A 19,680-nucleotide genomic window follows, 5' to 3' on the forward strand; every position below is an offset into this window, starting at 1 on the left:
TCCCGAACCTACCGGTCGGCGGGTCGGGCCACGGACCGGGCGAAGAACGCCGAGATCGCGACCATGACGAGCACCACGAGGATCGCGGACCGCAGCCCGGCGTGCTGGCCCACGAACCCCAGCACCGGCGGCCCGACCAGGAACGCGGTGTAGCCCGCCGTCGCGACGGCGCTCACCCGGCGGGCCGCCCCGACCGGGTCGTCACCGGCGGCGGACAGCGCGACGGGGAAACCGAGGGCCGCTCCGAGACCCCACAGCAGCACCCCGGGCACGGCCAGGGCGATGCCCGGGGCGAAGGAGACCAGCCCGATCCCGACGACGGCCGAGCACGCGGAGGCCAGCACCACCGGCGTCCGGCCGAACCGGTCGAGGAACCAGCCGCCGCCGAACCGGCCGACCGCCATCGCGCCGCCGAAGGAGGCGAACACCAGCGCTCCCGTCGTGGCGCTCAGTCCGAAACCGTCGACGACGATGAGCGGCAGCCAGTCGCCCGCCGACCCCTCGGCCAGCGCCATCCCGAGCACGATCACCCCGATCGCGATCGTGCGGGTCTCCCGCCACACCCCGAGGAAGCTCCGCACCGCGTCCGCGAGGGCGAAGGGGTGCGCGCCGCGTGGTTCGACGCCGGTGGCGGCGGGGAGCCCCCGCACCAGCCACACCGTCGTCGCGGTGGTCAGCACCGCCATCCCCAGCAGGTGCACGAGCACCGGGAGGTGGGTGGCGCTGGCCAGCAGTCCCAGCAGCGCGCCCACGCACAACGCGAGGCTGTAGCTGCCGTGCAGGCTCGGGACCACGGTGCGCCCGACGGCGGCCTCCAGGGTGATCCCCTCCACGTTCAGCGCGATCTCCCCGGACCCCATCCCGAAGCCGATGGCCGCGAGTCCCAGCGCCACCAGCCAGCCGAAGCCCACCGTGGCCCCGACGGCGACGACGGCCGTCCCGCAGGAGAGCGTGAGCAGTCCGGTGCGGACGACCGCTCGGGCGCCCGACCGCGCGACGTAGCCGCCACCGATCGCGATCCCGACCATCGAGCCGACGGACATGCCGGCGATGACGACACCCATCTGCGCCGTGCTGGCGTGCACGAGGTCGCGGATCGCGGGGGTCCGCGACGCCCAGCTCGCCATCGTGAGTCCGCTGCACGCGAAGGCGGCCACGAGCGACGCCCGCCAGCGCGTGGTGCCGAGGCTCTGCTGCGTCGTCACGTCAGCGGGCACTGACGACGGTGCCGACGCCGAACGCGGTGAGGACCGCGGCGCTGATCCGGTCCAGCGCTCTCGTGACCCGCGGGCGGCGGATCCAGCCGACCGCGCGGGCGGCGACGTGCGCGAGCACCGTGAGGTAGGTCAGGGCGACGACCGCCTCGAGCGCGCCGAGCAGCAACGTGCCCCGGACGGTGTTCCCCGCCGGGACGAACTGGGGGACGACGGCGAGGAAGAACAGACCCACCTTGGGGTTGAGCACGCAGGAGACGAGGCCGGAACGCCAGGCCCGGGCCAGTCCGGCCCCGTGCCCACCGTCCAGCGCGGGACCGTCGCCCCGTGCGGCCCGGCGGCTCCGCACGAACGTGCGGACCCCCAGGTGGACGAGGTAGAGCCCACCCAGCACCTTGAGCACCTGGTAGGCCTGCGCCGACCGTTCCAGCAGCGCCGCGAGACCGACCGCGACGGCGGTGGCCCAGACCACCGCCCCCACCGCGGACCCGAGCGCGGTCGCCACGCCGGTGCGGGCACCGTGCAGGCTGTGCCGCAGCACCAGGAACGTGTTCGGCCCGGGGGTCAGTTCGAGGAGCAGGCACAGGGCGCAGAACGCCAGGACGGACTCGAGTGTCACCGGCTCATCCAACACGGCCCGGAGGGCCGTCGGCCACCACGCCCGGAGGGCCGTCGGCCACCACGCCCGGAGGGGCGTCGGCCACCACGCCCGGAGGGGCGTCGGGTGATCGGGGTTCGGTGCGGCGAACTCCCGAGGGTGGCGGTCCTCGTGCGCGGTCGCCGGGACACCGGCCGCGAGAGTTCTTCCGACCGTGAAAACCCTTCGGCTGCAGGCTGTTCCGTCCCGTTGTGGGATGCTGGCGCCGTGTCCTTCCCGACGTTGCTGCTCATCGCCCTGGGTGTCTCGGCCGACGCCTTCGCCGTCGCCCTGGGCAAGGGGTTGCACCTGCGCAGGCTCACCCGGCGGGACGCGATCTCGATCGCCCTGGCCTTCGGGATCTTCCAGGCGCTGATGCCGGTCGTCGGGTACCTGCTGGCGCGCAGCTTCCGCGGCTACATCACCGCGTGGGACCACTGGATCGCCTTCGGTCTGCTGAGCCTGATCGGCGGCAGGATGCTGTGGGAGGCCATCACCTCCGGCGCCGACGACGAGGCGGACGCGGAGGGGATCGAGCTGCGTGAGCTCCTCGTCCTCTCGGTGGCGACGAGCATCGACGCCCTGGCCGTCGGCATCAGCTTCGCGTTCCTGGACGTCTCGATCGTCCCGGCCTCGATCCTCATCGGGGTCGTCACCGCGGCGATCTCCCTGCTGGGTGTGCGCATCGGTCACCGGGCCGGGGTGAGGTTCCGCAGGCCCGCCGAGATCGCCGGCGGCCTCGTCCTCATCGCGATCGGGGTGCGGGTCCTGCTGGACCACCTCGGCGTCCTCTGAACGGGCTGGCTGCGCGTTCAACGAGCGCTCCCCGGAGTCCGCTCCTACGGTCGAGGAGCACCAGGACGATCGAGGAGTCCTCGAGACCCGGTGGACTCCCTGGTGCCCCAACACGCAGCACCGCACCACCACCCAGGAGGTTCCAGTGAAGGCACTCGTCTACAACGGCGCGTTCGACGTCTCGGTCCAGGACGTCCCCGACGCCAGGATCGAAGCACCCACCGACGCCGTCGTCCGCATCACCTCGACGAACATCTGCGGTTCCGACCTGCACATGTACGAGGGACGCACGGACATGGAGACCGGGCGCGTGCTCGGTCACGAGAACATGGGGATCGTCGAGGCCGTCGGCGCCGGCGTCGACCGGATCAAGGTCGGGGACCGGGTCAGCCTGCCGTTCAACATCGGCTGCGGCACGTGCGAGACCTGCGTCGCGGGCAAGACCGGGTTCTGCCTGCGCGCCAACCAGGCCGGTACCGCCGGTGCCGCGTTCGGGTTCGCGGCGATGGGGGAGTACGCCGGGGGGCAGGCGGAACTCCTGCGGGTCCCGTGGGCCGACTTCAACGCCCTCGTCCTGCCGGCCGGGACGGAGAAGGAACTCGACTACACGATGCTGTCGGACATCTTCCCGACCGGGTGGCACGGGGTGCAGCTGTCGGGCTTCCAGCCCGGCGACTCCGTCGTGGTCTGGGGTGCGGGCCCCGTCGGGCTGATGGCGGCCTACAGCGCGCGGATCGCCGGTGCGGCGGAGGTGTTCGTCGTCGACGCCAAGCCCGACCGGTTGAAGCTCGTGGAGAAGGCGGGCGCCACCCCGATCGACTACTCCGCCGGTGACCCCGTCCAGCAGATCATGGACGCCACCGGGGGCCGGGGGACCGACCGCGGGGTCGACGCCATCGGCTACCAGGCCCACGACACGAGCGGGGAGGAGGACGCGTCGATGGTCCTCAACCAGCTCGTCCAGGTCGTGAAGGCGACCGGCGGCATCGGCGTGGTGGGCATCTACCTGCCGCAGGACCCGGGGGCCAAGGACGAGCTGTCCCGGCAGGGGAAGATCGCCTTCGACTACGGGACGTTCTGGTTCAAGGGTCAGACGATGGGCACCGGTCAGTGCAACGTCAAGGCCTACAACGTGAAGCTGCGCAACCTCATCACGGCCGGTGTCGCGAACCCGGGGTTCATCGTGAGCCACGAGCTCGACCTCACCGCCGCGGCGGAGGGGTACCAGAAGTTCGACCAGCGCGAGCAGGGCTGGACGAAGGTCGTCCTGCACCCGTCCGGCGTGTGAGCTGACTCAGACCGGGCGGCGGACCAGCAGGTCCGTCACCCGGTGGCCGAGGCGCAGGCCGCGGGCCTCGAACCCGGTGATCGGACGCCAGTCCGGACGCGTGTCGATGCCCGCGGTCTCCACGAACAGACCCGGTTCCGCGGAGAGCACGGTGAGCATCTGCTCGGCGTAGGGCTCCCAGTCGGTCGCGCAGTGCAGGAGACCGCCGGGGGCCAGGCGGTCCGCGACCAGGGCCGCGAAGTCCGGGCCGACCAGCCGGCGCTTGTGGTGCCTGGGCTTGGGCCAGGGGTCGGGGAAGTAGACCCGGACGCCGGCGAGGCTGCCGGAGGGGATGCGGTGGTGCAGGAACTGGCGGCCGTCGGCCTCCAGCACCCGCACGTTGTCCAGGCCGCGCTCGTCGAGCCCCAGCAGCAGACCGGCCACCCCCGGGGTGTGCACGTCGGAGGCGATGACGCCGGTCCCCGGGTCCGCCTCGGCCATCGTCAGCGTGCTGGCCCCCATCCCGAACCCGATCTCGAGGACGACGGGAACCTCCGCCCCGAAGAGGGCGGCCAGGTCCAGCGGGCCTTCTCCCTCGGGGACCGCGTAGCGCTCGGCGAGGTTGTCCAGGGCGACCTGGCGGGTGATGCCCATCCGGCCGCGGCGGATCTTGTATGAGCGCTTCGTGTCGTCCGGGGGACCGGGCGTCGCGGAGGCGTCGGTGGGGGTCGAGGGCACGGCTCCATCATCCGGCATCGGGCGACCCACCAATACCTTCCACTGGAAAGTTCGACGTGTACCATCGGGCGCGAGCCACCACCGTCCACAGAACGAAGGAGTCCTGAGGTGTCCCGGAAACCCTCCGTCCAGCTGTACTCGGTCCGCGAAGCGGTCCAGTCCGACCTGTCCGCCGCCGTCGCCCGTCTGGCCGAGATCGGCTTCGAGCAGGTCGAGCCGTACGGCTTCCACGAGCGCACCGCCGACTACGCGGCCGCGTTCAAGGCCGCCGGCGTCAGTGCCCCGTCCGGCCACGCGGCCGTCATCGACTCCGAGACCCCGGAGGCGATCTTCGAGGCCGCCAACGCGCTCGGGATCACCACCGTCATCGACCCGTTCGTCCCGACGCAGCGCTGGCAGAGCGCCGACGACGTGGCGCGCCTCGCGGAGCGGGTGAACACCCTCAGCGCCCTGGCCCACGAGTACGTCCTGGACTTCGGCTACCACAACCACCAGTGGGAACTGGAGAACACCGTCGACGGCCGCCCGGTGCTGGAACTCTTCGCCGACCAGCTCGAACCCGCCGTCGTGCTCGAGGTCGACACCTTCTGGGCCACCGTCGGCGGCGCCGACACCCCGGCCCTGCTGAAGGCCCTGGGGGACCGCGTGCGGTTCATCCACGTCAAGGACGGCGCCAAGAGCACCGACACCTCGCTGCAGCAGCCCGCGGGCCAGGGTGACGTCGACGTCGCCGGCATCCTCGCCGCGGCTCCGCAGGCGCTGCGGGTCGTGGAGTTCGACGCCTACGCCGGCGACGTCTTCGACGGCATCGCGCAGTCGCTGGCCTGGCTGAAGGAGAACGACCGGTGAGCCGCGTCGGTGTGGGCATCATCGGGGCGGGGAACATCTCCACCCAGTACCTGGAGAACCTCACGAAGTTCCCCGACGTCGAGGTCCGCTTCGTCGCCGACATCGCCCTGGACCGCGCGGCCGCGCAGGCCGAGGCGTTCGGGGTGGCGGCGTCCGGGACGGTCGAGGAACTCCTCGCCCGCGACGACGTCGAGATCGTCGTCAACCTGACGATCCCGGCCGCGCACGCCGAGGTCGGCCGTCAGGTCATCGCCGCCGGCAAGCACGTCTGGAGCGAGAAGCCCCTCGCCCTCGACGCCGAGTCCGGGCTGGCGCTGCTCGCCGACGCCGAGAAGGCCGGCCTGCGGGTCGCCTGCGCGCCGGACACCGTGCTGGGGGCGGGGATCCAGACCGCGCTGCGCGCGATCGCCCGCGGTGACATCGGGCAGCCGCTGTCGGCGACGACGATGTTCCACGTCCCGGGGCCGGAAGCCTGGCACCCGAACCCGGACTTCCTCTTCGCCCACGGCGCGGGTCCGCTCTTCGACATGGGGCCGTACTACGTGACGACCCTGGTGCACGCGTTCGGGTCCGCGAGCCGGGTCCAGGCCGTGTCGTCGCGGTCGGTGGCCACGCGCACCATCGCGACCGGCCCGCGGGCGGGGGAGACGTTCCCCGTCGAGGTCCCGACCCACCACGCCGCGCTCATCGAGTTCGACGGTGGGCAGTCGGCGCAGTCCACGTTCTCCTTCCAGCACGCTCTGCCGCGGATGGGGTTCGTCGAGGTCAACGGGACCGAGGGCACGATCGTGCTGCCCGACCCGAACACCTTCGAGGGTGATTCCACGTTGTGGCGCAACGGTTCCCAGGAACCCGAGACGGTCGCCGCAGTGGGTTCGACCTTCGGTCGGGGTTCCGGTGTCCTCGACCTCGCGCGGGCCATCCGCACCGGTGGCACCGAGCGCGCCTCGGGTGCGGTGGCCGCCCACGTCCTGGACGTGCTGCTCGCCGTCCGCGACGCGGCCGCCACCCGCAACGCCGTCGAGATCACCTCGACGGTCGCGCCCGTCGCGCCGCTGGCCGAGGACTGGGACCCCTCGGCGTCGACCCTCTGACGTCGAGCCCCTGACCCTGTCCTAGCCCGGCAGGAACCGTTCCAGCAGTTCCAGGGAGCGGCGCACGTCGACGGTCTCCGGGTCCAGCAACCACTGGACCTGGAGACCGTCGGAGGCGGCGATGACGAGCGACGCGGCGTCGGTCGCGTCGATGTCCGCCGGCGTGCGTCCGGCGGCCTGGGATTCCCGGATGCGGCGGACCAGGTCCTCCCGGACCCTCCGGAACCGTTCGTCGATGAACTCCCGGGTCGCGGTGTGCTGCTGCTGCAGCGCGTCCGCGGTCAGGGTCGAGTAGAGCTGCACCAACCCGGGAACCTCGCGGTTGCGGTCCGCGCTGCGGGCGATGTCCTCGACGGCACCGACGCCGTCCTCCTCGGGTTCACCCTCGACCTGCTGTTCGTGGGCGCGGTAGACCTCGATGAGCAGTTCGTCCCGCGACGCGAAGTAGTGCCGCAGCGCCGTGTGGGAAACCCCGATCGCGTCCCCGACCGAACGCATCGAGGCGCCGTCGACCCCGTGCTCGGCGAAGAGCTCGATGGCCCGGTCGAGGATCTGCTGGCGGCGTTCGACGCCCTTGCGGTACGGACGGACCGGAGTGCGGAGTTCGACCTCGGCGTCGTCCGCGCTGTCTGCCACGCGGACATGCTACGGCGACGGCAGGTGGGGTCTTGCGGTGGTGTCATCGTGGTGTCACCATGACGTCATGGAGCTCGATCCCTACGTCGACAGCGTGCGTGAGAACCTCCTCGCCTCGGCCGGGATCGGGGGCGAGGAGCTCCGGGTGCCGGCCGAACGGCTCGCCGCGGCGCTGGACGCCGCGGTCCGGCTGGCGCTGCTCGAGGCGCTCAGCGACGCCGTCGGCGAGGTCTCCCGGGACCTCGTCCCCGGCGGGGTCGAACTCCGGTTGCGCGGGCGATCGCCCGAGTTCGTCGTGACGTCGCCCGTCGCGACCCCCACCACCGCTCCCGTCGCCGCTCCCGTCACCGAGGAGACCGGCGACGAGGGGGCGACCTCCCGCACCACGCTGCGCCTGCCCGAGAACCTGAAGGTCCGGGTGGAGTCGGCCGCGGCCGCCGCACAGCTCAGCGTCAACGCCTGGCTCGTCCGGGCCATCAGCTCGGCCGTCGACGCGCCGGTCGGCGGCGATCGTCGCCCGCCGGCGTCGAGCGGTGGTTCCTTCCACGGCTGGGTCGGGTAACCGGCCCCGCCCCCACTCCCGGAGGTGCAGTGTGTCCACGTACGAAACTCCCGACGCCATCGCGGCGTCCATCGACGTCGGGGTCGCCCGCGTCGTGATCGTCGCCGGAGACCTCCCGCGGACCCGCGTCGAGATCGCCCCCAGCGATCCGCAGCGTCCTGCCGACGTCGCCCTGGCGTCGGACAGCCGCACCGAGTTCAGCGACGGCCGCCTGCGGGTGGTCGTCCCGCGGCGCAACCGGGTCTTCGGCCGCACCGAGTCCGTCGACGTGCACGTCGAACTCCCGACGGGTTCCGCGGTCGAGCTGCGGTCCCGCTACGGCGACGTCGTGGTGCGCGGATCGTTGGGCCGCAGCCGGTTCGAGGTCTCCTACGGGGACACCACGATCGAGCGGACCGGGGACCTGCACCTCCAGACCCCCCACGGGGTCGTCGAGGTGGGGACCGTGGACGGCGACCTCGACGCGCGGACCGGTCACGGCCGGACCCGCATCGGGCGGGTCACCGGTACGACGACCCTGCGCGGGACGCACGGCGACGTGGAGTTCGGGACCGTCGAGGGTCCGCTCACGGCGAAGCTGTCCGGTGGGTTGTTCGTCGGTCGTGCGCTGGCGTCGGTCGAGGCCGGCAGCGCCTACGGCGTGGTCCGCGTCGCGGAACTCCTGGGCGCGGGCGCGCGCGTGACGACGAGCTACGAGGGGATCGAGGTCGGGGTTCCCGCCGGGACGGCGGCGTGGCTGGACGCCGAGTCCCGGCACGGCACCGTGCGGAGCGAACTGACCTCCCGCGACGCGCCCGAGGACCACGACCGCAGCGTCGAACTCCACCTGCGCAGCGGGCACGGCGACATCCTCGTCCGCCGGGCCCTCGCGGGCGGGTGATCGACCGCTCAGACCGTCAGCGCGAGGACGGCGATGTCGTCGCCTTCGGAGCCCAGCCGCGCGAGCAGCCAACCGCACAGTTCGTCGAGGTCCTCGGGACCTTCCCCCAGAGCCGTGGCCAGGCGGGCCAGCCCTTCGTTGAGGTGTTCCCCGCGACGCTCGACCAGACCGTCGGTGTAGGCCAGCACCGTGGAACCGGGAGCCAGGTGGTGCCGCGCGGTCGTGCGGTGCTGGGCGCTGACCCCGAGCAGGAGGTCGTGGTGCTCGTCGAGGAACGTGACCCTCCCCGCCGGGTCGCGCACCAGCAATGGAGGGTGCCCAGCGCTGGAGTGCGTCATCGACCAGCCGCCACCGGAGCCGGGTTCCAGACGGGCGTAGGTGAGGGTCGCCAGGGTGCCCATCCCGAGCCCGGCGAGGAGTTCGTCGACGCGTTCGAGGACGCGTCCGGTGTCGGGGCCCGCCACGGGGTCCCACGCGCAGGCCCGCAGCAGCCCCCGCAGGTGGCCCATGGCGGCCGCGGCCATGACGTCGTGGCCGACGACGTCACCGATGGCCAGGCCGATGGCCCCACCGGGGAGGGCGATGAGCTCGTAGAAGTCGCCGCCGACCTGCGCCCCGGACACCGCCGCGCGGTAGCGGGCGGCCGCGCGGATCCCGGGGATGCTGGGGAGGGAGGGCAACAGACTGCTCTGCAACGTCTCCGCGATGGTGTGCTGCTGCTCGTAGAGCCGGGCGTTGTCCAGGATCAGGCCGGCGCGACGTCCCAGGTCGACGGCGATCTCGAGGTCGTCCTCGGTGTGGCGTGGGGACGAGGCACCGCGGACGAGGACCATCACGTCGCTGCTGCCCCGGCGCCCCGGCAGCGTGACGAACAACGCGGACGCGGCCCCCAGGGTGTCGCTGAGGTCCAGGACGGCCGGGTCGGTGACCCACCGTTCGCGTTCGGCGCGGCGTCGTGGGCTGTCGTAGTCGCTGACCCGACGGGCTGAGGCACCCTGCAGCAGCGTCTGCTGGGGAGAGCCCGCGACCAGCGATCGACGCAGTGCGGTGACGTAGCGGTCCACGTCCTCCGTGCGGTCGGGATCGACGTGGCGGGCCATGGCCGTCTCGATCGTGTCCCGCTCGTCGGTGGTGAGGAGCAGGGCCCAGTCGGCCAGGCCGGGGACGACGAGGTCGAGCAGGCGCTGCCGGCAGGCGGTCACGTCGAGGGTCACCGCGAGCTGACTGGTGGCCTCGGCGAGGAGAGCGAGTCGGCCCTGGGCGGCTTCGGCGGCCGCGCGGGCCTCCTCGGCCTCGAGCCGGGCACGTCGCTCGGCGGCCAGCGCCCGGTCGCGGTCCTCACCGGCCACGACGCTGGCGGTGACGTCGACCTGGATGCCGACGTAGTGCGTCAGTTCGCCGGTCGGACCGTGGATGGGGCTCAGCGAGAGCTGGTTCCAGAACGCGGTGCCGTCCTTGCGGTAGTTCAGCACGACGACCGTCTCGTCGCGTCCGGCGTCGACCACCTCGCGCATGAGCGCACGGGTGGCCGGGTCGGTGCCCTCCCCCTGGAGGAAGCGGCAGTTGCGTCCGACGCTGTCCGCGAAGGAGTAGCCGGTGGCCGCGGTGAACGCGGGGTTGACCCAGACCAGCGGGCGGTCCGGTGCGACGGCGTCGGCGACCGTGAACGAGAGGCCCGTCGAGAGGACCGCCTGCTCACGCAACGCCGTCTGCTGCTGGGCGGCGCTGGTGGCGGCCTGCACGGCGGCCCGCTCCCGGAGGGGAAGGAGCACGACGAGGGCGTGGTCCGCGAGCATCGGCGCGTCGACCATGGGCAGGGCGACGACCCAGAGCGGTTCCTGGCGTTCGCCCAGCTCACTGACCCGGGCGGCCGAGACCGCCTGACCCAGCACCGGCTCGGACCGGGCGATGCGCGACAGGGGGTGGGTGCCGTCGGAGAGCGGCGTGCCGTCGACGTCGCGCAGCTGCGCGGCGGTGGCCCAGGCGTCGATCTCCAGGGGCAGCCGCACACCGGGGGCGAGCTGATCGGCGACGGTGTTCGTGTGCACGACCCGACGCGACGTCAACTCCACGAGGAGCACGGCGGCGGGGGCATGACCCACCACCCGGGTGATCTCCGCGGCACGACCCGAGATCGGCCCTTCGGTCCTCGGCTCGTCCGCCACGTTCCTCCGTTCAGGCCCCGGTGACCCAGGACAGCGAACCATCCTACGCAACCCCGGCAGGTGGTGCGGGCACGAGACGTGGCGCGTAGGGTCGGGCCCGCGGGACGTGCGCCGTCCCGGTGGTTGAGCAGTCAGCCGTTCCCCGGTCCGCCACGCGGACCGCACGGCCGTGGACTCAGCGGCCTGTGCGCACGAACGAAGGAAACCTCCCATGGACACCGCCTCCGCCGTCGGGAACGCCTTCACCGAACTCGGCCGGATCGTCGTGGGCACGCAGCCCCTGGGTCAGGTCCTCCACCGGGTCGCGGAACTGGCGAAGGACTGCATCCCGGGTGCGGAAGAGGTCTCCGTCACGCTGATCGAGGGTGGGGGCAAGGGGCACAGCGCCGCGTTCACCGGATCGCTGGCGGCCTACCTCGACGAGAGGCAGTACGACCGCAGGTTCGGGCCGTGCCTGGACGCGGCCGAGACGGGTCAGACCGTCCGCATCCCCGACACCTCGGCGGAGACCCCGTATCCCGACTTCGCCGCGGTGGCCGCCCGTCGCGGGGTGAACAGCAGCGTCTCGGTGGGGATGCCCATGCCGCAGCAGGTCCTGGGCGGTCTGAACGTCTACCGCTCGGACGGTCAGGCGATCGACGACGACTCCGTGGAAACCCTGCAGGTCTTCGCCGGCTACGCGGCCGTCGCGGTGGCCAACCACTCGCTCTACGCCTCGGCGGTGGCCCTCAGCGAGAACCTGCAGGCCGCCATGCAGTCCCGGGCCGTGATCGAGCAGGCCAAGGGCGTGCTCATGGCGAGGCTCGGGTGCACCGCGGACGAGGCGTTCCAGCACCTGGCCACCCGGTCCCAGCACACGAACCGGAAGCTGCGTGAGATCGCCACCGAGCTGGTCGCGAACCTCTGAGGAGGCCGGGCGCCCCGCGACACGGGGCGTCGACGTCACTCGTGGCAGAACGTGGACAGGACCGCATCGGCGACGGCGCGGCTCTGCTCGTCCGTGAGCGGAGCCGCGCCGTCGACGGCGAACTGCGACTTCGCCACGCTGGAGAGGGCCTCGTCACCCTCGTCGCGCAGGGACTGCCGGCACACCTCCGCGGCGGCCAGGAGGATGCGGTTCTCGTCGTCCCCGAGCCCGGGTGAGATCGCGTCGAGCCGGGTGACGAGTTCCCGGGTCTGCGTCGCGTCAGGACTCCCGGTCACCGTGGGCGCCGACTCGGTCTGGGTCGCGGGTTCACCCTGCGTGGGTCGGGCCGGGGCCGTGAGGCTCGTCGGCAGGTCGCTCGCGGTGGGGGTTCCGCTCGGTGCGTCCTGGCTCTCGTCCTCCGCGCAGGCGGTGGCCAGGAGCAGGACCGTGGCGGCGATGACGAGCGAGGAGCGGAGACGGTGCATGCCTCTCCTCTACCCGCCCTCCGATCCGTCAACCAGTTTCGACGATCCCGCGAACCGACTACTGCACGTCCCCGCCGGCGGTCGGTCCGTGCTCACCGACGGCCGTGGCGTTGGTCGTCCGTCGTGGCATGACCAGGCCGAACAGGATCATGCCGATGCCGAGCACGAGGTGCAGCCAGTCGTCCGCGGTGTTCAGGGGCACGAAGTTCGCGCTGCTGTCCTCGGACACGACGAGGCCGTAGACCCACAGGGCGAGGTACACGATCCCGCCGAGCAGGAGGAACGTCCGGGCGGCGGCGGTGATGCGGGAGGCGAGGACCCCCAGGACGCCGAAGAGCAGGTGGACGACGTTGTGCAGCACGGACACCTGGAAGACGCCGAACAGCATCGCCATCGAGTGGTGCCCTGCGCCGGTCATGTCCCCGTAGTGGGTGGTGATCCCGGGGACGAAGCCGAGCACCCCGACGAGGAGGAACGCCGCACCGACGACCAGGGACGTCATCGACACGGGGGAACGGTGGACGGAGAGACGGGAGGTCGTGGTTCGGGTCGTGCTCATGGGGTTCTCCAGACGCGGAGCCGGAACTCCGAAGGAGGCGTCCGGCCGTGCGTTCGACCTGGTCCCACGCTACGTCGCGGGTTCCAGATGCGCTCGGCCGGAGCAGGGGGGAAGGTTCATCGTGATCGCGCTTCGCGATCGCCGGTGGAGCAGCGCGCCGAACGCCCGACGGGCGGGCGCCCTCGTGTGCCCGCCCTGGATCCCGGACCAGAACCAGATCACAGAAGAGGTAGACCGATGGCAGGACGCCAGACGCTCATCAGGACCCTGCACGACACCGGACTCGCCGCGTGGTTCGGCGGATCGCTGTTCGGAGCGGTCGGCCTGAACGGGGCCGCAGCGGCGGCCACCGACCCGTCCGAACGCACGAAGATCGCCGCGGCGGGGTGGGCCAAGTGGGCACCCGTGAACGCGGTCGCGCTCGCGGCCCACACCGTGGGTGGCGTCGGGCTCATCGTCGGCAACGCCGGCCGGGTCACCGCCCAGAAGGGTGCCCGTTCCAACACCACGCTCAAGTCCGTCCTCACGCTCGCCGCCATGGGGGTCACGGCCTACTCGGGCCTGCAGGGCGCCAAGCTCGGCAAGAACTCCCCGGCGCCCGCGCACGGGGCGACGGAACCCTCCGCGGCCACCCCCGAGGACGTCGCCGCGGCCCAGCGGCGTTTGAAGGTCCTGCAGTGGTCCATCCCCGCGCTGACCGGCGTGCTGCTGGTGATGACCGCGCAGCAGGGCGAGCAGCAGAAACCCTCGCAGATCGCCAAGGGGATCCTGGCGAGCGTTCGCCCCTGAGCCCCGTCCGAGCGGGGACACGCACGCACCCGACGCAAGAACCGCACTGCACTGGAGGAGACGATCGTGTACCGACACACTCGCGAACTGCAGTTCACGGCCAAGCCGGAGAAGCCCGACGCGCTCTTCGCCGCGAAGTTCCAGGAACTGCTCGGTGGGCAGTTCGGTGAGATGACCGTGATGATGCAGTACCTGTTCCAGGGCTGGAACTGTCGTGTCCCTGGCAAGTACAAGGACATGATCATGGACATCGGGACGGAGGAGATCGGCCACGTCGAGATGCTCACCGTGATGCTGGCCCGTCTCCTCGAGGGCGCTCCGGGGGAGGCCACCGACAAGGCCGCCGCCGCGAACCCGGCCCTGGCGGCCGTGCTCGGCGGCATGAACCCCCAGCACGCCATCGTCTCCGGCGGCGGCGCCCGGCCCACCGACTCCGTCGGGAACCCGTGGAACGCCGGGTACATCATCGCCAGCGGGAACCTGCTGACCGACTTCCGGTCCAACGTCTCCGCCGAGGCCCAGAGCCGGCTGATGACGAGCCGGATCGCCGGCATGACCGACGACGCGGGTGTCAAGGAGATGCTGGCCTTCAACCTGGCCCGTGACACCTACCACCAGCAGCAGTGGCTGCTGGGGATCCAGATGCTCATCGACGACGGCTACGTCGACAGCCAGATCGAGCAGTCGAACGGCGAGTGGGAGAACAAGGACGCAGCCCACGTCCTCTACACCGGCACCGAGGGGAGCCGGGCGGGTGAGGGGATCTGGGCCACCGGCAACAGCCTCGTCGACGGTGAGCCGCTGCGGGCCGAGGAACTCCGCCCGCTGCCCGACGACCAGGGGAACCTCGACGACGCCACGTTGCCGGCGCCCGACCCCAAGCAGTTCGTCACCTACGACGGCAACCAGGGGCCCGGGAAGCCCGGGACCGGCGCCGGCGGGCACCTGCAGGGTGCGCAGAACGTGGTCACGAAGGTCAAGGACGCCCTCACGGGCGACGACCACTGACCGCGTTCCGCACTCCGCCCCGCTGACCCGGGGCGACACGAGCGGGGACCGGCCCACCAGGGCCGGTCCCCGCCGCGCGTCAGCGACCGTCGGCCGCCAGAGGTGCGGGGGTGAACACCGCCCGCAGGCAGCCGTCGGTCTTGTGCTTGAACACGTCGTACCCGCGGACCGAGTCCTCCAGGGACATCGGGTGCGTCGCCAGGAAGCTCGTCTCCAGCTCGCCCGAGGCGAGGTGGTTCAGCAACCTCGGGACGTAGCGCTGACCGTGCTGCTGCGCGGACCTGATCGTGAGGCCCTTGTTGAGCACGACTCCGGTCGGGAAGCTGTCGGTGAGTCCGTAGACCCCGAGGACGGCGACCGTGCCGGCCTTGCGGACGGCGAGGAGGGCCTCGCGCAACGGGGTGGCCCGGTCCGTCTCCAGGCGCACGGCCTGCTTCGCGCGGTCCACGAGGTTCTGCACCCCGGTCCCGTGTCCCTCCATGCCGACGGCCTCGATGACGGCGTCGGGGCCCCGCCCACCGGTGGTCTCGCGCAGGAACTCCTGCACGCTGTCGACCTCGCCGTAGTCGAGCGTCTCGGCGCCCACGCGGGTGCGGGCCAGTTCGAGACGCTCGGGCAGCCGGTCGACCACGATGACGCGATCCGCCCCCAGCAGCCGGGCCGAGGCGGCGGCCATGAGACCGACCGCACCCGCGCCGAAGACGGCGACGGTGTCACCGGGGGAGATGTCGCAGAAGTCGGCGCCCATGTACCCGGTGGGAACCGCGTCGGAGACGAAGAGCGCCGACAGGTCGTCCACCTCGGGCGGGACCGTGAAGCAGTTCACGTCGCCGAACGGGACCCGGATGAACTCCGCGTGCGACCCCGCGTACCCGCCGAACGGCTGCGTGTAGCCGTAGATCCCGCCCGACGGGTAGCCCAGGACGGGTTGTTGCGCGGCGGCGTGCGGGTTGGTGGTGTCGCAGAGGGAGTAGAGCTCCCGGTCGCAGTACCAGCAGTTCCCGCACGCGATGAACGACGGGACGACGACGCGGTCACCGACCCGCACCCGGGTGACCCCGGGCCCGACCTCCACGACCCGGCCCATGAACTCGTGACCGAAGACGTCACCGGGGAGCATCCCCGGCAGGTACCCGTCGATGAAGTGCAGGTCCGACCCGCAGGTGCTGCTCAGCGACACCTGCACGACCACGTCACGCGGGTTCACGATCGCCGCGTCCGGCACCGTCTCGACGGCGAGGTCGTTGACCCCGTTCCAGACCAGGGCCCGCATCAGCGCTTCCCGTCCCGTCCGCTGGGAACGTCCCCCAGGGTGGGTGCCTCGCCGGTCTGCAGCAGGGCCCGGAGGCGGTAGAGCATCGTGAAGGCCAGTCCGCCGCCGACCTCGCCCGTCCCGGCCGGAACCGTCAGACGCAGGACGACCTCCGATCCCAGACCCTGTGGTGCCGGCCACGCCTCGACGGTCACGACGGGTTCGTCCGGGTCCTGCGCCGACCCCCCGCTGAACACGACGCGGTTCGGTTCGACGTGGGCCTGCGTCTCGATCGTCGTGTCCGCGACGGTCCAGGCGTAGACGCCCGCAGGACCCCGGTGCACGCTCCCGGCGGGAGAAACCATCGTGTCGAGCACGTCGGGATCGCGACAGGCCCGGAGGACGTCCTCCACGGTGCGCGCGATGGTCAGGGTCTGCTGTTCGGTGGTGTGGCCGCCCTCGCGGTGCAGGAGGGTCCGCGTCGCTGCGGAAGCGGCCCGCCGGGCCAGGTCCTGTGCTCTCGTCGTGTCCATCGACCGTCCGTCCTCGTTCGTCGGAGGTTTGGAACGCCCGCTGCTCGACGGCCCACCTGAGGTGCCCCCACTCTGGCCGAGCCCGGATCGCCGCGCACCTCCTGCGCTCAGCGGTAGCGCCGGGGCACCGTCCACGGCGCGCCGAAGACCGCGTCGAACTCCGCGGGGTGGAAGGGGCTGTCCCCACCGGCCGGGTAGTTCGTCAGCTCGCCGAAGACGATGCGGTCGGGCAGGTGGTAGAGGTCGACCCGGACGAAGTCGGTACCGGACGCGAGCCGTTCCGCGAGGTCGATCATCTCGCCCAGCCGGCGCGGTCTCGGGTGCGGTGGATCGGCCCAGTCCGGGCCACCGCTCATCGGCAGGTGCTCCCAGTCGGGGCGGTGGAAGTCCTGCGTGCGGGCTCCGAACCGGCCGGAGTCGACCTGGACGAAGTGGCACCGTCCGTGGAACACGAAGAACTTGTAGTCGTCCGGGATGGAGCCGTCCGGGGCGCGCAGCAGTTCCTCCACGAGGACCCGGGGCGGCACCTGTCCGTAGACCCACTCCCGGTTCGGCCCCTGGCCGTAGAGCCGGCTCGTCCAGTGCTCCCCGATCGCCACGAGGTCGTCGACGGGGGCGGCCTCGGGTCGCACGTGGGCGTAGACCCAGCTCCACCGGGCCTGCGGGAGCCGGGCCTGCGCAGGAGCCTCCGGTGAGACGACGACGACGGCCCCGCTGCCGTGGGTCGGTTTGAGGACGTACTCGGGGGGGAGCGCGACGGAACGCAGTTCGGCGGGGTCGGTCAGCACCGCGAACGCGCGGGGGAGGTACTGCTCGCCGGCCACCGCCGCCACGTGCCCGCGCACCGCAGCCTTGTCCGCGAACGTGACGAGCAGAGGACGGTGGTCCCGCAGCATCTTGTAGCGGACCTTCTCGGTGAACGTCTCGGGGTTCCGGGTCCGCAGCAGCCGCCACCCCCGGACCAGTCGACTGCGTTCGCGCCAGCGGGGCCGGGGTTCCCGCGCGTCGTGGGGACGGCCGCCGTGGGGGTGAGGGTGAGGAACCACGGATGCAGTGTGCCGCAGCGTGCGCGATCCCGAACCGCCCAGCACGATGGTCCGGTGATGCTTCGACTTCCCGGTACCTACCGGGCGCAGGGCGACACCTCCCTCCTGGCCGACACCCTCACCCGCGGGCAGTCCGTGGTCGGGCGCCGGGTCCTCGACCTCGGAACCGGCAGCGGTGCCCTCGCGGTGGCGGCGGTCCGTGCCGGCGCCCGCTCGGTCACCGCCGTCGACCTCTCCCTCCGGGCCGTCCTCACGGCGCGGCTGAACGGGCGACTGCACCGGGCGCCGGTCCGGGTGCGACGCGGGGACCTGTTCACCCCCGTGGCCGGCCAGCAGTTCGACGTGGTCCTGGCGAACCCGCCCTACGTCCCGGCGGACTCCGACCGGTTGCCCCGCCACCGCCGGGGGCGCTCCTGGGACGGTGGCCGGGACGGACGGGCGGTCATCGACCGCATCTGCGACGAGGTCGCCACCGTGCTGGCCCCGGGGGGACGGCTCCTCATGGTCCAGTCCGTGCTGGCGGGGGAGCGCCAGACCCTGGATCGGCTCGACTCCCGGGGTTTCGCCAGCGCCGTCGTCGCCCGCGCGGAGGAACCCTTCGGCCCGGTCATGCGGGCCCGCGCCGAGATGCTCCGGGCTCGCGGTCTGCTGCGACCCGGCCAGGACCGGGAGGAACTCGTCGTCGTGGACGCGGTCGCGAGCTCGGTCCCCTCGACGGTCACCGGAGGTGACTTCGAGGATGTCGCCTGAACCGGCCCGCAAGTTGGTCGTCACCGCAGACGGCCCGCTCCTGGTGGAGGGGCCGGTGGACATCGACCTGCCCGACGGGCGCCGCGTGCGTTCCGAACGTCCCGTGACCGCGGTGTGCGTCTGCGGACGCAGCGCCCGCTACCCGATCTGCGACACCAGCCACCGCGTCCGGGCCGCGAAGGCCCCGAAGGAGACGTCATGAGCCCCGCCCTCCCGACCCCCCGCGGACCCGTCAGCGCCGCCGTCCTCGCGTTCCTGCGCGGCGCGGCTCTCGAGGTGCCGGAGGGTGCCGCGTCCTGCGACCCGTGGGGTGAGGACCTGCAGCTCGCCCTCTACGTCTGCTACGAGCTGCACTACCGGGGTTTCGCCGACGTGGTGGAACCCGCGGACCACGAACTCGAGTGGCACCCGGACCTGCTGGCGCTCCGCTCCGCCCTCGAACGACGTTTCCTCGCCGCGTTGCGGGCCGCGGTCCCCGGGGGGGAGGACGTCGCGGGCGAGATCGCGGCGCTCGTCGCCGAGAACCCCGGCGAGGGCGGGGTGTCGCACCACCTCCGCCGGAGGGGCGAGCTGTGGCAGTTCCGGGAGTACATCGCGTTGCGGTCCGCGTACCACCTCAAGGAGGCCGATCCGCAGGCGTGGGTGATCCCCCGTCTCGAAGGGGCCGCGAAGGCGGCGCTGGTCTCCGTCGAGCACGACGAGTACGGGGCGGGGCGCGGTGAGCGCATGCACGCGCAGTTGTTCGCCGACATGATGCGCGACCTGGACCTGCACGACGACTACGGCCACTACCTCGACCACACGCCCGCCCCGGTCCTGGCCGAGGTGAACTTCATGTCGATGGCGGGCCTGCACCGCTCCCTGCGCGGTGCGCTCGTCGGGCAGTTCGCCGTCGTCGAGCTGACGTCGTCCCCGGGGTCGGCGCGGCTCGTGGCGGCCGCACAGCGCCTGGGGTGCGGCCCGGCGACGGTCGAGTTCTACTCCGAGCACGTCGAGGCGGACGCCGTGCACGAACAGGTCGTCCGGACCGGCATCATCGCCCCCCTGATCGCGGCCGACCCCGGGATGGCCGCGGACGTGGTGTTCGGGATCCAGGCCGCGAACCTGCTCGACGATCGCCTCGGTGCGCACGTGATGCAGGCCTGGGCGCAGGACCGCTCGGTCCTCGTGCGACCGCTCGAAGGAGCACTCCCCCGATGATCCGCGCTGCGGTCCGCGGAGGTGCGGTCGAGGATGTCTCCATGGACGCTGTGGACGATCTTCGTGCGTGGAAGGTGCTGGCCCCCGCCGGGTTGCTGGCCGTCGGGGCGGGGGTCTCGGTGGTGAGCGACGCGGCGGGCCGTCGCGGACGGCGGGCCCCCGCCCTGCAGTGGTTCGCCGAGGGCACCGTGGGGCTCGTGCTGCTGAACGGGGGTCTGAGCCTCTTCGGCGAAGCGGTCAAACGCCGGGCCCTGCACGACGTCGCCGCCCGGACCGGCGGAGCACCCGGTCCACGGTGACGACGTTGCGGCGTT

General features: G+C 72.2%; 23 protein-coding genes. 13 read left to right on the forward strand and 10 right to left on the reverse strand.

All coding sequences use genetic code 11. The features are described 5' to 3' along the window. Positions 1-8: 8 nt before the first annotated feature. Together ACFQ46_RS19425 and ACFQ46_RS19430 are read right to left on the reverse strand one after the other, a co-directional pair. Positions 9-1,205 (reverse strand): MFS transporter, encoded by a 1,197-nt coding sequence (locus ACFQ46_RS19425; protein WP_380261141.1) that lies wholly within the window; start codon positions 1,203-1,205, stop codon positions 9-11. A gap of 1 nt (position 1,206) precedes the next feature. After that, on the reverse strand, positions 1,207-1,833 hold the full coding sequence (locus ACFQ46_RS19430) for a LysE family translocator (protein ID WP_380261143.1): 627 nt from the start codon (positions 1,831-1,833) through the stop codon (positions 1,207-1,209). Positions 1,834-2,079: 246 nt separating this feature from the next. On the opposite strand from ACFQ46_RS19430, the gene ACFQ46_RS19435 reads away from it, so the two are divergent. Further along, on the forward strand, positions 2,080-2,646 hold the full coding sequence (locus ACFQ46_RS19435; RefSeq protein WP_380261145.1) for a manganese efflux pump MntP family protein: 567 nt from the start codon (positions 2,080-2,082) through the stop codon (positions 2,644-2,646). A 145-nt stretch (positions 2,647-2,791) separates the two neighbouring features. Then, positions 2,792-3,934 carry a glutathione-independent formaldehyde dehydrogenase gene (locus ACFQ46_RS19440; protein ID WP_380261147.1) on the forward strand — a complete coding sequence of 381 codons (1,143 nt, stop codon included), beginning with the start codon at positions 2,792-2,794 and terminating at the stop codon, positions 3,932-3,934. Positions 3,935-3,940: 6 nt separating this feature from the next. Here ACFQ46_RS19440 and trmB read toward each other — a convergent pair whose 3' ends face one another. Next, positions 3,941-4,651 carry a tRNA (guanosine(46)-N7)-methyltransferase TrmB gene (gene trmB / locus ACFQ46_RS19445; RefSeq protein ID WP_380261149.1) on the reverse strand — a complete coding sequence of 237 codons (711 nt, stop codon included), beginning with the start codon at positions 4,649-4,651 and terminating at the stop codon, positions 3,941-3,943. A 108-nt stretch (positions 4,652-4,759) separates the two neighbouring features. Between trmB and ACFQ46_RS19450 the strand changes: the two genes are divergently transcribed. Together ACFQ46_RS19450 and ACFQ46_RS19455 are read left to right on the forward strand one after the other, a co-directional pair. Further along, positions 4,760-5,500, forward strand: coding sequence for a sugar phosphate isomerase/epimerase family protein (locus ACFQ46_RS19450; RefSeq protein WP_380261151.1), 741 nt, complete (start codon positions 4,760-4,762; stop codon positions 5,498-5,500). Beyond that, entirely contained in the window at positions 5,497-6,594 is a 1,098-nt protein-coding gene (locus tag ACFQ46_RS19455; protein WP_380261153.1) for a Gfo/Idh/MocA family protein, read from the forward strand. The genes ACFQ46_RS19450 and ACFQ46_RS19455 overlap by 4 nt, the downstream gene beginning before the upstream one ends. Before the next feature lie 21 nt (positions 6,595-6,615). On the opposite strand, the gene ACFQ46_RS19460 is transcribed toward ACFQ46_RS19455, so the two are convergent. Continuing rightward, positions 6,616-7,230, reverse strand: coding sequence for a TetR/AcrR family transcriptional regulator (locus tag ACFQ46_RS19460; RefSeq protein WP_380261155.1), 615 nt, complete (start codon positions 7,228-7,230; stop codon positions 6,616-6,618). A gap of 67 nt (positions 7,231-7,297) precedes the next feature. On the opposite strand from ACFQ46_RS19460, the gene ACFQ46_RS19465 reads away from it, so the two are divergent. Continuing rightward, the gene (locus ACFQ46_RS19465; RefSeq protein WP_380261157.1) at positions 7,298-7,792 is read left to right on the forward strand and encodes a histidine kinase; all 495 of its coding nucleotides are present in this window, start codon (positions 7,298-7,300) and stop codon (positions 7,790-7,792) included. 31 nt (positions 7,793-7,823) lie between these two features. Further along, complete coding sequence (locus ACFQ46_RS19470) at positions 7,824-8,672, forward strand: DUF4097 domain-containing protein (protein WP_380261159.1); 849 nt, start codon at positions 7,824-7,826, stop codon at positions 8,670-8,672. An 8-nt stretch (positions 8,673-8,680) separates the two neighbouring features. Here the strand turns inward: ACFQ46_RS19470 and ACFQ46_RS19475 are convergent, their stop codons facing one another. Further along, a complete protein-coding gene (locus ACFQ46_RS19475; protein WP_380261161.1) occupies positions 8,681-10,720 on the reverse strand; it encodes a SpoIIE family protein phosphatase in 2,040 nt (679 codons plus the stop codon). A gap of 328 nt (positions 10,721-11,048) precedes the next feature. On the opposite strand from ACFQ46_RS19475, the gene ACFQ46_RS19480 reads away from it, so the two are divergent. Further along, positions 11,049-11,744, forward strand: coding sequence for an ANTAR domain-containing protein (locus ACFQ46_RS19480; RefSeq protein WP_380261163.1), 696 nt, complete (start codon positions 11,049-11,051; stop codon positions 11,742-11,744). A 35-nt stretch (positions 11,745-11,779) separates the two neighbouring features. Here ACFQ46_RS19480 and ACFQ46_RS19485 read toward each other — a convergent pair whose 3' ends face one another. Further along, on the reverse strand, positions 11,780-12,229 hold the full coding sequence (locus ACFQ46_RS19485) for a hypothetical protein (RefSeq protein WP_380261165.1): 450 nt from the start codon (positions 12,227-12,229) through the stop codon (positions 11,780-11,782). Positions 12,230-12,287: 58 nt separating this feature from the next. Next, the gene (locus tag ACFQ46_RS19490; RefSeq protein ID WP_380261167.1) at positions 12,288-12,788 is read right to left on the reverse strand and encodes a DUF4383 domain-containing protein; all 501 of its coding nucleotides are present in this window, start codon (positions 12,786-12,788) and stop codon (positions 12,288-12,290) included. Positions 12,789-13,025: 237 nt separating this feature from the next. Between ACFQ46_RS19490 and ACFQ46_RS19495 the strand changes: the two genes are divergently transcribed. Both ACFQ46_RS19495 and ACFQ46_RS19500 read left to right on the forward strand, forming a co-directional pair. Then, the gene (locus ACFQ46_RS19495; protein WP_380261169.1) at positions 13,026-13,577 is read left to right on the forward strand and encodes a hypothetical protein; all 552 of its coding nucleotides are present in this window, start codon (positions 13,026-13,028) and stop codon (positions 13,575-13,577) included. Between the two features lie 66 nt (positions 13,578-13,643). Beyond that, entirely contained in the window at positions 13,644-14,585 is a 942-nt protein-coding gene (locus tag ACFQ46_RS19500) for a manganese catalase family protein (RefSeq protein ID WP_380261171.1), read from the forward strand. A 79-nt stretch (positions 14,586-14,664) separates the two neighbouring features. Here the strand turns inward: ACFQ46_RS19500 and ACFQ46_RS19505 are convergent, their stop codons facing one another. The 3 genes from ACFQ46_RS19505 to ACFQ46_RS19515 all read right to left on the reverse strand — a co-directional run bounded on the left by ACFQ46_RS19505 (position 14,665) and on the right by ACFQ46_RS19515 (position 17,416). Continuing rightward, a complete protein-coding gene (locus tag ACFQ46_RS19505) occupies positions 14,665-15,858 on the reverse strand; it encodes a zinc-dependent alcohol dehydrogenase (RefSeq protein ID WP_380261173.1) in 1,194 nt (397 codons plus the stop codon). Then, positions 15,858-16,370: a hypothetical protein gene (locus ACFQ46_RS19510; RefSeq protein WP_380261175.1), complete on the reverse strand. Its 513-nt coding sequence runs from the start codon at positions 16,368-16,370 to the stop codon at positions 15,858-15,860. The genes ACFQ46_RS19505 and ACFQ46_RS19510 overlap by 1 nt, the downstream gene beginning before the upstream one ends. A 107-nt stretch (positions 16,371-16,477) precedes the next feature. Beyond that, positions 16,478-17,416, reverse strand: coding sequence for an ATP-grasp fold amidoligase family protein (locus tag ACFQ46_RS19515; RefSeq protein ID WP_380261177.1), 939 nt, complete (start codon positions 17,414-17,416; stop codon positions 16,478-16,480). Between the two features lie 57 nt (positions 17,417-17,473). Between ACFQ46_RS19515 and ACFQ46_RS19520 the strand changes: the two genes are divergently transcribed. Genes ACFQ46_RS19520 through ACFQ46_RS19535 form a run of 4 tightly spaced genes read left to right on the forward strand, consistent with a single transcriptional unit; the run spans position 17,474 to position 19,665 of the window. Then, positions 17,474-18,166, forward strand: a complete 693-nt coding sequence (locus ACFQ46_RS19520) for a HemK2/MTQ2 family protein methyltransferase (RefSeq protein WP_380261547.1) — start codon at positions 17,474-17,476, stop codon at positions 18,164-18,166. Next, on the forward strand, positions 18,156-18,368 hold the full coding sequence (locus ACFQ46_RS19525; RefSeq protein WP_380261179.1) for a CDGSH iron-sulfur domain-containing protein: 213 nt from the start codon (positions 18,156-18,158) through the stop codon (positions 18,366-18,368). The genes ACFQ46_RS19520 and ACFQ46_RS19525 overlap by 11 nt, the downstream gene beginning before the upstream one ends. Further along, on the forward strand, positions 18,365-19,366 hold the full coding sequence (locus tag ACFQ46_RS19530) for an iron-containing redox enzyme family protein (RefSeq protein WP_380261181.1): 1,002 nt from the start codon (positions 18,365-18,367) through the stop codon (positions 19,364-19,366). Before ACFQ46_RS19525 ends, ACFQ46_RS19530 begins: the two co-directional genes overlap by 4 nt. A 41-nt stretch (positions 19,367-19,407) precedes the next feature. After that, positions 19,408-19,665 carry a hypothetical protein gene (locus ACFQ46_RS19535; protein WP_380261183.1) on the forward strand — a complete coding sequence of 86 codons (258 nt, stop codon included), beginning with the start codon at positions 19,408-19,410 and terminating at the stop codon, positions 19,663-19,665. The last annotated feature ends 15 nt before the right edge of the window (positions 19,666-19,680 follow it).

This window comes from Kineococcus sp. GCM10028916, from assembly GCF_042674865.1.
Classification (GTDB): Bacteria; Actinomycetota; Actinomycetes; order Actinomycetales; family Kineococcaceae; genus Kineococcus.